Here is a 14572-nt window from a genome sequence, read left to right as displayed (position 1 = left end):
TCGAATCGCACCCTCACTCAGCGGATCACGTTGAGCAGATCAGACATCATCGTCTGGGCCGTCGACATGACGCGCGTGTTCGCAGAGTAAGCCTGCTGGGTTACGATCATCTTAGAGAATTCGGTCGCAATGTCGGTGTTCGATTGCTCGTTGCTGGCACCCGAGATCGTGCTGCCGTTGAGGCCCGCGAGCGGAGGCCCCGAATCGACGGTCTGGAGATAGTTCCCGTTCGTATCGGCCTTCAGGCCGTCGGCATTGGCGAACTGGACGACGCCGACCGAGGCGAGAGCCACGACCGAACCGTTGGAGAAGGTGCCGTTGACCTTGCCGTCCGGACCGACGGCCACGCTCGTGAGCGTGCCGGAGCTGTTGCCGTTCTGCGTCAGCGCGTTGGTCGTCGCCGCACCGGTCGTATCGGCATACTGCGTCAGGCCTGAGGCGCTGAGATTCATGTTGAGGCTGGGGAACGTGTAGTCACCCATGGTGATCGGCCCCAGCGGGATCGGGTTCGTCGAGGGCGAGGTGAGCTTCCCGGTGGAATCGAAGGTGAAGGCCGTGCCCACGTTGTTCCAGTCGGACGTCGTGAGCGCGCTCGGGTTGGTGGAGTAGTACAGGTTCCACACGGCCGGCTGAGCCGGCGTGGTCGTCGCGTCCTGGACTTTGGCCCAGCGGGTCGTCAGCGTGAGCGGCGCGCCGGTCGACGTGTAGACCGGCAGCGACGGGCCGGCGATGCTGTTGCTCATGAATGTCGAGACGGCACCGGTCTGGGTCGAATCGACCTTGACGCCGGTCTGCCCCGATCCGGAGGTCACGACCGCGGCGGTATTCTGATTGTAGAGATCGGATCCCGACGTCGCCGAGGCCGACGTGCTCGGCGTCGAGGGCAGGTTGGCGGCGTAGGTGATCGTCGTGGTGGCCTGCGCCGGCAGCGCCGAGTTGCCGATCTTGATCGGACCGATGCTGGTCGTCTGACCGGTGATCGGATCGAGGTTGGATCCGGTCAGGTATCCGCCGGCGCCGTTGACGAGATAGCCGTCCTTGTCCTGGGCGAAATCGCCCCGGCGCGTGTACAGGTTCGTGCCGCCGAAGGATGTGGCGCCGTTCGCGTCGCCGGTCTTCTGCACGACGGTGAAGAAGCCCTGGCCGTTGATGGCCATGTTGGTGGGCACGCTCGACGAGACCACGTTGCCGGCCAGCGTGTTGGTGAGCTGCGACTGGGGCAGCACCGAACCCGCGACCTCGCGGCCCGGCGTCTTCTCGGACATCAGGTCGACGAAGCTGGTGTCGATGCGCTTGTAGCCGGTCGTCTGCGAGTTCGCGATGTTCCCGGAGATGTTGCTGATGGCGTAGGACTGCGCCTGGAGTCCGGAGACCGAGGTCTGCAGGGCGGTGAAAAGATCCATGGCGAACGATCCCGATGCGCGCCGCACTGGCCCGCAGCCGGACCGGCCGCAACCGGCGTGCCAGGGCTAAGTCCTTGAGAATCCTGGACCGGACCGTCGACGACCCGGCAGGGTTGACCGGTCATGGCCGCGCGCCCGGCAGATCCTGCCGGGTCGGTCCCGCAGGGGCGGAGATCCGGACCGGAAGTCCCGGCCGCCGCGTTTACGCGGTGTTATTCGACACGCGCGAAGATGCCGCCGGGCCGGGGCCACGCGCGGTGCGTCCTGTCCGGAAGCGCTGAACGGGTACGGATTGCGGATCTCGGGATCATGCGGGCGAAACGGACAAGCCTCGTCCACATCATCTACTTCTCGCGTCTCAACCTGTCGTCGGACGCGGCGAAGAGGTCCGAGCAGATCAGCGATATCGGTCGCATCGCTCAGAAGAAGAACGAGTTCGCGGTGATCACGAGCTTTCTGGTCATCGAGGGCAACTTCGCCTGCCAGGTCATCGAGGGCGAGCGAACGTCCGTGCACGAGACCTTCGATCGGGTGAGTGCCGACAGCCGCCACCGCGAGGTCCAGATCAGCGAGTGGCGGGAGATCACCAAGCGCGAGTTCGTCCACTCGTTCAAGAGCGCGCAGCGCACGGCCGGGAACGACACGCTGTTCGCCAAGGCCAACCTGCTCCCGATGCTCCAGCGCGGAACGCCGAAGGCGTCCGCGATACACGGGCTGTGCCTGTCGCTGCAGTCCGACGCGATGTCCCGTCAGGGCATCGACCACCTCTTCATCTGAGCTGCCGATGTCCGAGAGCGATACGCCCCCGATTCTCATCGTCGACGATCAGGAGAAGCTTCTGCGGCTGATCGTGATGCTGATGACCCGCATCGGCTTCCCGGATGTCGAGGGCGTCACCAACGCGCCCGAGGCACTGGAGCGGATGCGGCAGCGCCGCTACGCCCTGGTGATCTCCGATCTCGACATGGAGCCCATGGACGGGCTCACCCTGCTGCGCGAGATCCGCGCCGACGACGCGCTGATGAACACGCCCTTCATGCTCACCGAGTCGTCCTTCGACTTCGAGGACATCAACCTCGCCCACCAGGCGGGCGCGGACGCCTTCATCCTCAAGCCGTTCGACATGGCGGTGCTGAAGACCAAGCTGAAGCAGGTCCTCAACCGCAAGCCGCGCAAGCGCGAGGCGCCGATCGCGTCCGAATCGACCCTGAGCGTCGAATTCCCGATGCTCGGCAAGTTCTGACGCCGCGCCCCCCTCGCGAGCGCGGCGACGCGGAGGCCCCGCCGACGCGCGTCACGCCGCCCGCTTCTGATAATCCTTCACGTCGGTGAAGCGCACGGCCGGGTAGCGCTCCTCCTCGTAGCGGAGCGAGAAGGCCGTGGTCGCCATGAAGACCGGGGCGCCGTCGAGGTCCTTGGCCATGGCCGAGCCGTGCGAGTCGATGAACTTGTCGAGCTCGGCCTCCGATTCGGACGACACCCATCGGCAGACCGAGAATCGCGAGGTCTCGTAATCCACCGGCAGGCCGTACTCTGCCTGGAGCCGCTCCTTCAGCACGTCGAGCTGCAGCGCGCCGACCACGCCGACGATCGCCTGGCTTCCGTCCTGCGGCACGAACACCTGCACGACACCCTCCTCGCCCATCTGCTGGAGCGCCTCGCGCAGCTTCTTGGCCTTCATCGCGTCGGTGAGCTTGATCCGGCGCAGGATCTCCGGCGCGAAGCTCGGGACACCCCGGAACACGATATCCTCGCCCTCGGTGAGCGTGTCGCCGATCCGCAGCGTGCCGTGGTTCGGGATACCGACCACGTCGCCGGCATAGGCCTCGTCGGCGATGGCTCGGTCCTGGGCGAAAAAGAATTGCGGCGCCGAGAGCGAGATCGGCTTGCCGGTGCGCACCAGCCGGGCCTTCATGCCCCGGTTAAGCTTGCCCGAGCAGACCCGCATGAACGCGATCCGGTCCCGGTGATTCGGGTCCATGTTCGCCTGGATCTTGAACACGAATCCGGTCATCCGCGGCTCGGTCGGCTCGACGAGGCGCTTGTCCGCGTCCTGGCCCCGCGGCGGCGGCGCAACCTTGGCGAGACCGTCGATCAGGTCCCGCACGCCGAAATTGCGCAGCGCCGAGCCGAAGAAGACCGGCGTCAGGTGCCCCTCGCGGAACGCGTCGAGGTCGAACGGCTTCAAGCCGCCCTCGGCGAGCTCCACCTCCTCGCGCCACGCGTCGGCCGCGCCGTCCTCGGTGAGCAATTCGTCGAACAGCTTGTCGCCGGGACCCGAGACCGGGACCATCCCGGCATCCTCGGCGGCGTCGAGGCGGCGGACACGGTTGCCGCCGAGCTCGTAAGTACCGGAGAAGTTGCGGCCCGTGCCGATCGGCCACGTCACCGGAGCGACGTCCAGCGCCAGCGTCTTCTCGATCTCGTCCAGAAGCTCGAACGGGTCGCGCGCCTCGCGGTCGAGCTTGTTGACGAACGTGACGATCGGGATGTCGCGCAGGCGGCAGACCTCGAACAGCTTGCGCGTGCGCGCCTCGATGCCCTTCGCGGCGTCGATCACCATGACGGCCGAATCGACCGCCGTCAGCGTCCGGTAGGTGTCCTCGGAGAAGTCCTCGTGGCCGGGCGTGTCGAGGAGGTTGAAGACGCAGTCGCCGTACTCGAAGGTCATCACCGAGGTGACCACCGAGATGCCGCGCTCCTTCTCGATGCCCATCCAGTCGGAGCGGGTCGAGACCCGGTTGCGCTTCGCCTTCACCTCGCCTGCGAGCTGGATCGCGCCCCCGAACAGCAGGAGCTTCTCGGTGAGCGTGGTCTTGCCCGCGTCGGGGTGGGAGATGATCGCGAAGGTGCGCCGCCGCGACACCGGATCGGCCGGCCTCGCCTCGGTCTTGGTCTGCATCAGCATGGAGCGAACGCCCTGGGTCGGCGGAACGTGGTGGTGCGCGGCGCGGCACTCGCGCGGTCTCGGGATCGTGTAGCGGCAAGCCCCGATATTGGCAAAGACGGCGGCAGAATGGGGCCGCCTTTCAGGCACCGTACAGGGGCGCGGCAGCACGCTTCCCCGGTCGATCCACGCTTCGCGAGGCCCCGATGTCGCGCGCCGCAGCACGCTGTTGTCTGGTCACCGCCCTGCTGCTCACCTCCGCGGGCGCCGGGCCCCGCGCGGCCGAGGCGCCGCAGCGCGCCGCAGCGGCTGACGCCGCCTTCCTCGATGCCCTGACCTGGGGTGCCACGCCCTCGGCCTTCGCGCAGCTCACCGCTGAGGGGCGGGCGCGCTGGCTGCACGATCAGCTTCACCCGCCCGCCGAAACGCGCCTGCCCCCCGACGCCCAGGCGCAGGTCGACGCGCTGACCCCGCCGGGGAGCCTGTTCGAGCGGGCCCAGGCCCTGGACGCGCAGGCCAAGGCCGCCAAGGACATCGCCGATCCCGAAGCCAGGAAGGCCGCGCAGCAGGCTTTCCAGGCGGCGCTCAACACGGCCGCGCGGAACGCCGCCTCCGTCTGGGTGCTGCGGGCGCTCTACAGCCCCGACCAGCTGCGCGAGCGGCTCACGTGGTTCTGGTTCAACCGGCTCAACGTCCACCAAGGGAAGTCGACCTTGCGCGCCGCCGTGGGCGACTACGTCGAGACGGCGATCCGCCCGCACGTGCTCGGGCGCTTCCGCGACCTGCTGATGGCGAGCCTGCGCCACCCGGCGATGCAGCGCTACCTCGACAACGACGCCAACGCGGCCGGCCGCCCGAACGAGAACTACGCCCGGGAGATCATGGAGCTGCACACGATGGGTGTCGGCTCCGGCTACACGCAGGGCGACGTCGAGGCGCTGGCCCGGATCCTGAGCGGGGTCGGCATCGACCTGAAGCCCGAGACCCCGAAGCTCCGCCCCGAGCACGCCGCCGACTTCCGCCGGGACGGCCTGTTCACGTTCAACCCGAACCGGCACGATTACGGCGACAAGGTCTTCCTCGGCACGCGCATCCGGGGGCGCGGCTGGCCCGAGGTCGAGGAGGCGGTCGACCTGATCGCCCGCAACCCCGCCACCGCGACCAACGTCTCCCGGGCGCTGGCGACCTACTTCCTCGGTCAGCCGCCCGACGACGCCCTCGTCGCCCGGCTCGCCGCCGTCTTCACGCGGACCGACGGCGACATCGCCGCGGTGATGGAGGCGCTGGTGCGCGAGCCGGCCTTCACGGCCGAGCGCGGCGGCGCCTTCAAGGACCCGGTGCGCTACGTCTTCTCGGCCCTGCGCATGGCCTACGACGCGCGCGTCATCCGCAACGCCGGTCCGGTCCTCGGCTGGCTGAACCGCCTCGGCGAGGGCCTGTTCAACCGCTCGACGCCGGACGGCTACCCCCTCGACGCGGCCGCCTGGAGCGGGCCCGGGCAGCTCGCGACGCGGTTCGAGATCGCCCGGCAGATCGGGTCCGGCTCGGCCGGCCTGTTCAAGCCGGCGCTGCCCGATCAGGCCGAGGAGCCGGCCTTCCCGGTGCTCGCCAATGGGCTCTACTTCTCGGCTTTGTCCGGCACCCTGTCGGCGGCGACGCGCGCGGCCCTCGCCCAGGCGGTCTCGCCGCAGGACTGGAACACCCTCTACCTCGCCTCGCCGGAGTTCATGCGATGAACCGTCGCGACCTGATCCGCGCCTCGGCGGCGCTCGGCCTGTCCACGGTGGCCGGCCGCGTCTGGGCCGCCCCGAAGGCCGACGCGCGCCTGCTCGTGGTGTTCCTGCGCGGCGCCTACGACGCCGCCAACGTGGTGATCCCGACCGGCAGCGATTTCTATTACCGGTCGCGGCCGAACCTCGCGATCCCGAAGCCCGACGCGTCGGACCCGAAGGCGGCGCTGGCGCTCGACGCCGACTGGAGCCTGCATCCGGCTCTGCGCGACACGCTCCTGCCGCTCTACGCCAAGGGTCAGGCCGCCTTCGTGCCCTTCGCCGGCACCGACGACCTGACCCGGAGCCATTTCGAGACCCAGGACACGATCGAGATGGGCCAGACGGTCGGCGCGGCCCGCGACTACAATTCCGGCTTCATGGCCCGGCTCGCCGCCGAGCTGACGCGGGTCCGGCCGATCGCCTTCACCGACCAGATGCCGCTCATCTTCCGGGGCGGCGAGACGGTACCCAACATCGCCATCAACGGGGTCGGCAAGCCCGGCATCGACGACCGGCAGGCCCGCCTCATCGCGGCGATGTACAGCGACACCAAGCTGGCCGCCGCCGTGACCGAGGGGTTCCGGGTGCGCGACGCGGTCTACCACACGATCTCCGATCATGCCGGGCAGGCCGACCGCGGTGCGGTCTCGCCCAAGGGCTTCGAGCTGTCGGCGCGGCGCATCGGCCGCCTGATGCGCGAGAATTTCAACCTCGGCTTCGTGGATGTCGGCGGCTGGGACACGCACGTGAACCAGGGCGCGGGCACCGGCTACCTCGCCGACCGGCTCGGCGAGCTGGGGCGCGGCCTCTCGGGCTTCGTCGAGGAGATCGGGCCGGGCTGGTCCGACACGGTGGTGGTGGTGCTGTCGGAGTTCGGGCGCACCTTCCGGGAGAACGGCAGCCGCGGCACCGATCACGGCCACGGCAGCGTCTACTGGATCCTCGGCGGCGGCGTCCGGGGCGGCCGGATCGCGGGACCGCAGGTGCGGGCCGACGAGGCGCACCTGTTCCAGAACCGGGACTATCCGGTGCTCACCGACTACCGCGGCCTTCTGGGCGGCCTGTTCCGGCGGCTCTACGGGCTCGACCCGGCGAGCCTGCGGCGGATCTTCCCCAGCGCGGACCCGGCGGATCTCGCGCTGCTGTAGGGAGCGGGTCGAAGTATCGCGCTGCTCCCTTCCTCCCGGGCCCGGCTTTCCGATCCCTCAGTCATCGCGAGCGGAGCGAAGCGACCCAGAGCCTCACGTCATCGGCAGGCGTCGCGCGTCGCTGGGTCGCTTCGCTGCGCTCGCAAGGACGAGCGTGCGCACGTCGCGCCAGCGTATTCACGCCTCTCAGAGAAACCGGGCACCTGCGCGCGAGACACATTCGGTGAGGCGGCTCTACCGCGATGTCCGCGCGCTCAGGCCGCGGCGGCCGCCAGCGCGCGCAGGTCGCCGACCAGCTCGTCGACCCGCTCCGTCCGGGCATCCCAGGCGAACATGAACCGCGCGCCGCCGCCGATGAAGGTGTAGAAACGCCAGCCCCGGGCGCGCAGGCCCTCCATCGTGGCCGCCGGCATCGTCAGGAAGACCGCGTTCGCCTCGACGGGAAACAGCGCCCGCACCCCCGGCAGCCCGCCCACCGCCTCGGCGAAGCGGCGGGCGCAGGCGTTGCCGTGGGCCGCGTTCCGCAGCCACGCGCCGCTCTCCAGCATGCCGACCCAGGGGGCCGCGAGGAAGCGCATCTTCGAGGCGAGCTGGCCGGCCTGCTTGCAGCGGTAGCCGAAATCCTCCGCGAGCTCGGCGTCGAAGAACACCACCGCCTCGCCGGCATGCATGCCGTTCTTGGTGCCGCCGAAGCACAGGACGTCGATGCCCGAGCGCCACGTCATGTCGGCGGGGCTGCACCCGAGGCTCGCGCAGGCATTGGCGAAGCGCGACCCGTCCATGTGAAGGGCGAGGCCCAGCTCGCGGCAGGTCGCCGAGAGGGCCCGCAGCTCGGCGAGGCTGTAGACCTGCCCGGTCTCGGTGGGCTGCGTGATCGTCACCACGCGCGGCCGCGGGAAGTGGATGTCGCTGCGGTTCTGGGCGAGCCCGCGGATCGCCTCCGGCGTGAGCTTGCCGCCCTCGGTCCGGACGGTCAGCAGCTTCGAGCCGTTCGAGAAGAATTCCGGCGCGCCGCACTCGTCGGTCTCGACATGGGCCGAGTCGGCGCAGATCACGCTGTGGTAGGACTGGCACAGCGCGGCCAGCGCCAGCGCGTTGGCGGCCGTGCCGTTGAAGGCGAAGAACACCTCGCACGGGATCTCGAACAGGTCGCGGAAGGCGTCGGCCGCCCGGGCGGTCCAGGCGTCCTCGCCGTAGGCCGGGGCGTGGCCGCGATTGGCCGCCTCCATCGCCGCCCAGGCCTCCGGGCAGATGCCGGAATAGTTGTCGCTGGCGAATTGCTGCGAGTCGTCGTGTCTCATCCGCGCAACCTAGCACGGCGCAGGCGCGGATGGATCGCGCGGACAGGTTGGAACTGGTGCGCGCTTGGTGTAATAGCCCCGTCAAGGCGTGAGCTCCACGCCGATTCGGAAACCGACGTTCCCGTCCCTCCCGGGTTCAAACCGGGCGAGGGACGTTGCCGGTTTCCAGATCGGCGGCGGGCCGCGTGAACCCAGAACTTCAGGTCCAGAGGATCAAGTCCGTTGCAGGTACTCGTTCGCGACAACAACGTCGATCAAGCGCTCCGCGTCCTCAAGAAGAAGATGCAGCGCGAGGGCATCTTCCGCGAGATGAAGCAGCGCAAGGCTTATGAGAAGCCGTCCGTGCGCAAGGCTCGCGAGAAGGCCGAGGCCGTCCGCCGCGCCCGCAAGCAGGCCCGCAAGACCGCGATCCGCGAGGGTCTGATCGCCGCGCCGAAGCCGAAGCCCCGTTTCCCCGCCGGTGGTCGTCGTCCCGGCTTCCCGTCGCCGTCCGCCGCGCAGGGCCAGGGCGGCAACGCCGCCGGCCAGACCCCGGTCGGCCCGGCTCCCGCCGCCTGAGCGACACCACGTCAGTCATGAGAGAGCCCGGCCTGCGCGCGTAGGCCGGGCTTTTTCTTTGCGTCGCGTCCGGACGGCGACGCCCGATAACGCGAGACGTGCGCGGCGCGGGTCCCCTCTCCCGTGCGGGAGAGGGACAGGGTGAGGGATGCGACCTCTCCGGAAAGACCGGGACGCTCGCCCCAACCCTCTCCCGAACGGGAGAGGGGGCGTGGCGCGGCCGTCTCGACCGGAGTTGTATCCTCCGAACCGCTGCAACACGGGCGAGAACAGCTCCAGTCGCACCAATCGGAGCCGCATCCGCTGATGCGGCGCCGAGTTGGGTGGCGGCGCTCGCGACGACGTGAAGAGCGCTGCTTCAAGCCGCCTTGGCGGCCATGGTCGCGTGCTCGGCCTGGACCAGCACGTCGAGGGCCCGCCAGGGCTTCTGCATGTAGACCGCCTGATCGGGGAGCCGCGCGTCCCGGCTCGCGCCCGAGGTGACGACCACGCGCACGTCCGGCCACCGCCGCTTGACCGCCTGCGCCAGGGACACGCCGTCCATGGCGCCCGGCAGGCGCACGTCGGCGAAGAGCAGCGCCACGGTCACGTCGGACCGCTCCAGCACCGAGAGGGCCGCCTCGGCGCTCTCGCAGGCGATCACGCCGAGATCGGTCTCCTCGAGCACCGCCGTCGCGAGATCGCGCACAGCCGCATCGTCCTCCACGACGAGCGCCACGGGGGCGGAACTATCGGGCGTTGCGCGATCCATCAAAGTCTCCTGCTGCCGGTGCCGTGCCCCGCGTCGGGCGGTCGCCTGAAAGGCGAACTTCTGATTCCCCGATTCGGCCATGCTGATCCTTCATGAGGCGGCTCACAAGAGTCGCGTCGCTCCGGGGGCGAATGCCTGCCCTGCGGACAGGCGGCACCATTTTCATGCGGAACGCACGAAAATGGCGCAGTTTCCGGGCGGTTAAGAAACTGTTCACCGGAGTGGACCGACTGTTAACGTCCTGCGGCGGAACGTCTCCACCCGCGCGGGGGCGTTTCGCCGGATCGAACGCGGCCCAGAGCTGAAGGATCATCGTCCGACATGTGCCGTTTCCTCGCCTACAGCGGTGAGCCGGTCTTCCTCTCCGACCTCGTCTGCGCGCCGACCCACTCGCTGGTGCACCAGTCGCTGCACGCCGACGAGGGGAAGACCGAGACCAACGGCGATGGTTTCGGCATCGGCTGGTACGCCGAGCGGCCCGAGCCGGGTGTCTACCGCGACATCTCCCCGGCATGGTCCGACGAGAACCTCGTGAACCTCTGCGGACAGGTGCGGGCGCGGACGTTCTTCGCGCACGTGCGCGCCTCGACCGGAACGGCCACCGCCCGGGCCAATTGCCACCCCTTCGTGTTCGGCCGCCACCTGTTCATGCACAACGGCCAGATCGGCGGCTATCATCGCATCAAGCGGCGCCTCGAGGCGCTGATCCCGGACGCCTACTACGACCATCGCCGCGGCAGCACGGACTCGGAGGCGATCTTCCTCCTGGCGCTCGCCAACGGCCTGGAGGCGGACCCCGTCGGCGCGATGGCGCGGACGCTGAAGACCGTCCGCGAGTTGATGGAGGCGGCGAATGTCTGCGAGCCGCTGCGCTTCACCGCGCTGCTCACGGACGGCGAGACGCTGACCGCCTATCGCTGGGCCTGCGACGGCCGGCCGCCGAGCCTGTACTATCGCGAGGGGCCGGGCGGCATCGTCGTCGTCTCGGAGCCCATCGACGGCTGCCGCGAGGGCTGGCGGGTGGTCCCGAAGGGCGCCACCCTGCGCGCCCGCCACGGGAGCGCGACGCTCGTCGAGGCGCCGGAGCCCGCCCGCGCCGCCGCCTGAATACAGACGGCCCCAGCCATGCCGCCGCGGGGATTGCCGGGGCGCGCCACATCGCCACATTCCGCCTGCGGCCGATGGTGCGGCCGAGCGGGAATCGACCGATGTATCCGGATACCGAGCTTCACATCGCCGGGCGCTGGCGCGCGGGTGCCGACCGGGACACCCTGGGGGTCCTGAACCCCGCCACGGGCGAGACGATCGGCCAGTGCGCGGTCGCCACCACGGCGGATCTCGACGAGGCCCTGGCGGCCGCCGCCCGCGCCTTCCCGGCCTGGCGCAAAGTCGCCCCCTTCGAGCGCGCCAAGGTGATGCGCAAGGCGGCCGACCTGCTGCGCGCCCGGGTCGACGAGATCGCCCGGATCATGACGATGGAGCAGGGCAAGCCGCTCGCCGAGTCGCGCGTCGAGACCCTGGCGGCGGCCGACATCATCGACTGGTTCGCCGAGGAGGGTAAGCGCGCCTACGGCCGCGTCATCCCGGGTCGCGCCGACGGCGTGCTGCAGGCGGTGGTTCGCGAGGCGGTCGGGCCGGTGGCCTGCTTCACGCCCTGGAACTTCCCGATCAATCAGGCGGTCCGCAAGATCTCGGCGGCGCTCTGCACCGGCTGCACGGTGATCCTGAAGGGCCCGGAGGACACGCCGGCGAGCTGCGCCGCCCTGGTTCGCGCCTTCCTGGATGCCGGCATCCCGGGCGACGCGCTCTCGCTGGTCTACGGCGATCCCGAAGCGATCTCGGCCTACCTGATCCCGCACCCGGTCATCCGGAAGATCTCGTTCACCGGCTCGACCGTGGTCGGCAAGAAGCTCGCGGCCCTCGCGGGCGAGCACATGAAGCGCGCCACGATGGAACTCGGCGGCCACGCCCCCGCGATCGTGTTCGGCGACGCCGACGTGGAGAAGGCGGTGGCCGTCCTGGCCCCCTCGAAGTTCCGCAATGCCGGCCAGGTCTGCGTCTCGCCGACCCGCTTCCTCGTGCACGATTCCGTCTTCGACCGCTTCGTCGAGGGCTTCACCACCTTCGCCAAGTCGGTAAAGGTCGGCGACGGGCTCGATCCCGAGACCAAGATGGGACCGCTGGTCCACGGGCGGCGCCTCGACGCCGTCACGGCGCTGGCGGCGGACGCCGAGTCGAGCGGCGCGACGCTGCGCGCTGGCGGCAAGCGCATCGGCAACCAGGGCAACTTCTTCGAGCCGACGGTCTTCACCGAGGTGCCGCTGACCGCCCGGATCATGAACGAGGAGCCCTTCGGGCCCCTGGCGATGATCAACCGGTTCTCCGACGACGAGGAGGCGCTCACCGAGGCCAACCGCCTGCCCTACGGGCTCGCGGCCTACGCCTACACCCGCTCCGCCGAGCGGGCGGCGCGGGTGTCGAACGCGGTCGAGAGCGGCATGATCTCGATCAACCACCACGGCCTCGCCCTGCCCGAGACGCCGTTCGGCGGCGTCAAGGATTCGGGCTACGGCAGCGAGGGCGGCCCGGAAGCCCTCGACGCCTACCTGGTCACCAAGTTCGTCACGCAGGCGAATTTCTGACGCACCGGCCGGCGCGCCGCGGCGCGCCGGCCCCTCCCTCAGTAATGCGGCGGCGGCGGTTCCGGCCCGCGCGGCGCCGCCCGGGCGGCCGCCTCCTCCACCTGCTCCCGCAGCGCGTCGAGCTGCCGGAAGAGCCGGTCGATCACCCGCCACTGCTCGGTCAAGGTCCGGTTCAGGTCCTCGATCGTCGCGTCCTGCTCGGTCAGGCGTATCTCCAGGCGGTCGATTCGTGCGGCCTCGTCCATGTCGGGTCTCCAGGCAGTGCCGTGTCGCGTGATGTCCCCGCCCCGCTCGGGTCGGACCGCCGGCGCTCAACGCTCCTCCTAACGCAGGCCGCGCGTCGAACAACCCGACGGACCGCCTCCAGCCATGACCAGTCGAAAACGTCGATCAGTCGATGTATAGGCTCGACGACCGATAATAGCGCAGATATTGTTTATATCCCGACCATCTTTGCCACTCGAAAAAATACATCCCGCGATGATCGACTGCGCTGACACAGCTCTCTCGCATTCTCGCCCGGCCCGTTTCATGACGAGAGCGCGCCATTGACGGTTTTTTAAGCGCGTATCCTCATGATCGCCGCCACTTTACAGATCAGGCGGGAACGAGCTCCGATGGCGATGTTTGGTTCACGCGACGACGCGCTGCTCGCGGCGATCGATCGGACGATGGCGCGGGTGGAATTCGACCTCGACGGTACCGTCACCGACGCGAACGCCGTGTTCCTCGACCTCGTCGGCTACACCCTGAACGAGGTCCGGGGGCAGCATCACCGAATGTTCGTGCCGGAGGCCGACAGGTCCGGTCCGGACTACAGCGCCTTCTGGGACCGGCTGCGCGCCGGCCAGCACGAGGCGCGTGCCTTCCCGCGGGTGACGAAAGCCGGCCACACCGTGTGGATCCAGGGCTCATACAACCCGATCCTCGACCGCCGCGGCAAGCCCACCAAGGTCGTCAAGCTCGCCACCGACATCACCGCGGAGCGCGCCCGCAACGCGCTCCACGCCGGTCAGGTCGAAGCGCTCAACCGTTCGCAGGCGGTGATCTGCTTCGCCCTCGACGGGACGATCACGGACGCCAACAGCAACTTCCTGTCCACGATGGGCTACGCGCTGGAGGAGATCCGCGGGCGGCATCACCGCATGTTCATGGCGCCGGCGGAGGCGGCCAGCCCGGACTACACGGCGTTCTGGGCCGCGCTCGGCAACGGCGAGTACCAGGCCGGCGAGTTCCGGCGCGTCGGGAAGGACGGCCGCACCGTCTGGATCTTCGGCGCGTACAATCCGATCCTCGACGCCGACGGCAAGCCCTGCGCCGTGGTGAAATTCGCCACCGATGTGACCCGGCAGGTCGAGGACCGCCAGCGCCGGGCCGAGGGGCAGCGCGCGATCGACGCCGACATCGCGGCGATCCGCGATTCGATGAGCCGGGTGGTCCGGCAGGCGGACGACACCGCGGAGGCCTCGAGCCGGACAAGCCGCAACGTCGACGCGGTTGCCGCGGGCTCCGAGGAATTCGCGGCCTCGATCGAGGAACTCAGCCGTCACGCGATGCAGGCGAAATCCTCCGTCGATCTGGTCGTTTCCCGCGCCGAGGAGGCGGGGGCGATCGTCGTGGGGCTGACCGGCGCCGCGGACCGGATCGGAGCGGCGGTGAGCCTGATCCGGTCCATCGCCGACCAGACGAACCTGCTGGCGCTGAACGCCACGATCGAGGCGGCCCGGGCCGGAGTGGCCGGCAAGGGCTTCGCGGTCGTCGCCGCCGAGGTGAAGGCGCTCGCCGAGCAGACCGCCAAGGCCACCGGCGAGATCGGAACCCAGATCGCCGCCGTGCAGGCCGAGACTTCCCGCGCCGTCTCGGCGATCGACGGGATCGGCGCCACGATCGAGCAGCTCAGCGCGATCTCGCTCAGCGTCTCGTCGGCCGTGACCGAGCAGGCCGCGGTGACCCGCGACATGACCGAGAACATGCAGTCGGCGGCGCAGGGCGTCGCGGCGATCCACACCGCCATGGCGGAGATCGCCTCCTCCGCGAGCGTCGTCGATGCCTCGGTGCGCAAGGTCTCGGAGGCGGCGCGCGCCCTCGCGTGAGCCCGCCCGGCAGGGCC

Annotated in this window: 13 protein-coding genes; 8 read left to right on the top strand and 5 right to left on the bottom strand. The window is 69.6% G+C overall.

Annotated elements, in window-relative coordinates:
- Nucleotides 1-17: 17 nt before the first annotated feature.
- On the bottom strand, nt 18-1403 hold the full coding sequence (locus ACLBYE_RS08105; RefSeq protein WP_447693764.1) for a flagellar hook protein FlgE: 1386 nt from the start codon (nt 1401-1403) through the stop codon (nt 18-20).
- A 309-nt stretch (nt 1404-1712) separates the two neighbouring features.
- Here ACLBYE_RS08105 and ACLBYE_RS08100 point away from each other — a divergent pair, with 309 nt between their 5' ends.
- The gene (locus ACLBYE_RS08100; RefSeq protein WP_020092935.1) at nt 1713-2180 is read left to right on the top strand and encodes a BLUF domain-containing protein; all 468 of its coding nucleotides are present in this window, start codon (nt 1713-1715) and stop codon (nt 2178-2180) included.
- Between the two features lie 7 nt (nt 2181-2187).
- Nucleotides 2188-2646, top strand: a complete 459-nt coding sequence (locus tag ACLBYE_RS08095; protein WP_020092936.1) for a response regulator — start codon at nt 2188-2190, stop codon at nt 2644-2646.
- Between the two features lie 51 nt (nt 2647-2697).
- Here ACLBYE_RS08095 and ACLBYE_RS08090 read toward each other — a convergent pair whose 3' ends face one another.
- Complete coding sequence (locus ACLBYE_RS08090) at nt 2698-4311, bottom strand: peptide chain release factor 3 (RefSeq protein WP_447693763.1); 1614 nt, start codon at nt 4309-4311, stop codon at nt 2698-2700.
- A gap of 185 nt (nt 4312-4496) precedes the next feature.
- On the opposite strand from ACLBYE_RS08090, the gene ACLBYE_RS08085 reads away from it, so the two are divergent.
- Nucleotides 4497-6026 carry a DUF1800 domain-containing protein gene (locus ACLBYE_RS08085; protein ID WP_447693762.1) on the top strand — a complete coding sequence of 510 codons (1530 nt, stop codon included), beginning with the start codon at nt 4497-4499 and terminating at the stop codon, nt 6024-6026.
- Entirely contained in the window at nt 6023-7210 is a 1188-nt protein-coding gene (locus ACLBYE_RS08080) for a DUF1501 domain-containing protein (RefSeq protein ID WP_447693761.1), read from the top strand. Before ACLBYE_RS08085 ends, ACLBYE_RS08080 begins: the two co-directional genes overlap by 4 nt.
- A gap of 254 nt (nt 7211-7464) precedes the next feature.
- On the opposite strand, the gene ACLBYE_RS08075 is transcribed toward ACLBYE_RS08080, so the two are convergent.
- Nucleotides 7465-8511 carry a threonine aldolase family protein gene (locus ACLBYE_RS08075; RefSeq protein WP_447693760.1) on the bottom strand — a complete coding sequence of 349 codons (1047 nt, stop codon included), beginning with the start codon at nt 8509-8511 and terminating at the stop codon, nt 7465-7467.
- A gap of 222 nt (nt 8512-8733) precedes the next feature.
- Between ACLBYE_RS08075 and rpsU the strand changes: the two genes are divergently transcribed.
- Nucleotides 8734-9069: a 30S ribosomal protein S21 gene (rpsU, locus tag ACLBYE_RS08070; RefSeq protein WP_447693759.1), complete on the top strand. Its 336-nt coding sequence runs from the start codon at nt 8734-8736 to the stop codon at nt 9067-9069.
- Nucleotides 9070-9427: 358 nt separating this feature from the next.
- Here rpsU and ACLBYE_RS08065 read toward each other — a convergent pair whose 3' ends face one another.
- On the bottom strand, nt 9428-9820 hold the full coding sequence (locus ACLBYE_RS08065; protein WP_026604893.1) for a response regulator: 393 nt from the start codon (nt 9818-9820) through the stop codon (nt 9428-9430).
- Nucleotides 9821-10141: 321 nt separating this feature from the next.
- Between ACLBYE_RS08065 and ACLBYE_RS08060 the strand changes: the two genes are divergently transcribed.
- Nucleotides 10142-10927, top strand: a complete 786-nt coding sequence (locus tag ACLBYE_RS08060; protein WP_447693758.1) for a class II glutamine amidotransferase — start codon at nt 10142-10144, stop codon at nt 10925-10927.
- Nucleotides 10928-11028: 101 nt separating this feature from the next.
- A complete protein-coding gene (locus ACLBYE_RS08055; protein ID WP_447693757.1) occupies nt 11029-12462 on the top strand; it encodes an NAD-dependent succinate-semialdehyde dehydrogenase in 1434 nt (477 codons plus the stop codon).
- Nucleotides 12463-12500: 38 nt separating this feature from the next.
- On the opposite strand, the gene ACLBYE_RS08050 is transcribed toward ACLBYE_RS08055, so the two are convergent.
- The gene (locus tag ACLBYE_RS08050) at nt 12501-12707 is read right to left on the bottom strand and encodes a SlyX family protein (RefSeq protein WP_447693756.1); all 207 of its coding nucleotides are present in this window, start codon (nt 12705-12707) and stop codon (nt 12501-12503) included.
- A 372-nt stretch (nt 12708-13079) separates the two neighbouring features.
- Here ACLBYE_RS08050 and ACLBYE_RS08045 point away from each other — a divergent pair, with 372 nt between their 5' ends.
- Nucleotides 13080-14555, top strand: a complete 1476-nt coding sequence (locus ACLBYE_RS08045; protein WP_447693755.1) for a methyl-accepting chemotaxis protein — start codon at nt 13080-13082, stop codon at nt 14553-14555.
- The last annotated feature ends 17 nt before the right edge of the window (nt 14556-14572 follow it).

This window comes from Methylobacterium sp. A52T (assembly GCF_053346095.1).
Note: the sequence above shows the minus strand (reverse complement) of the source record. Positions and strands in the feature narration are given on the sequence as shown.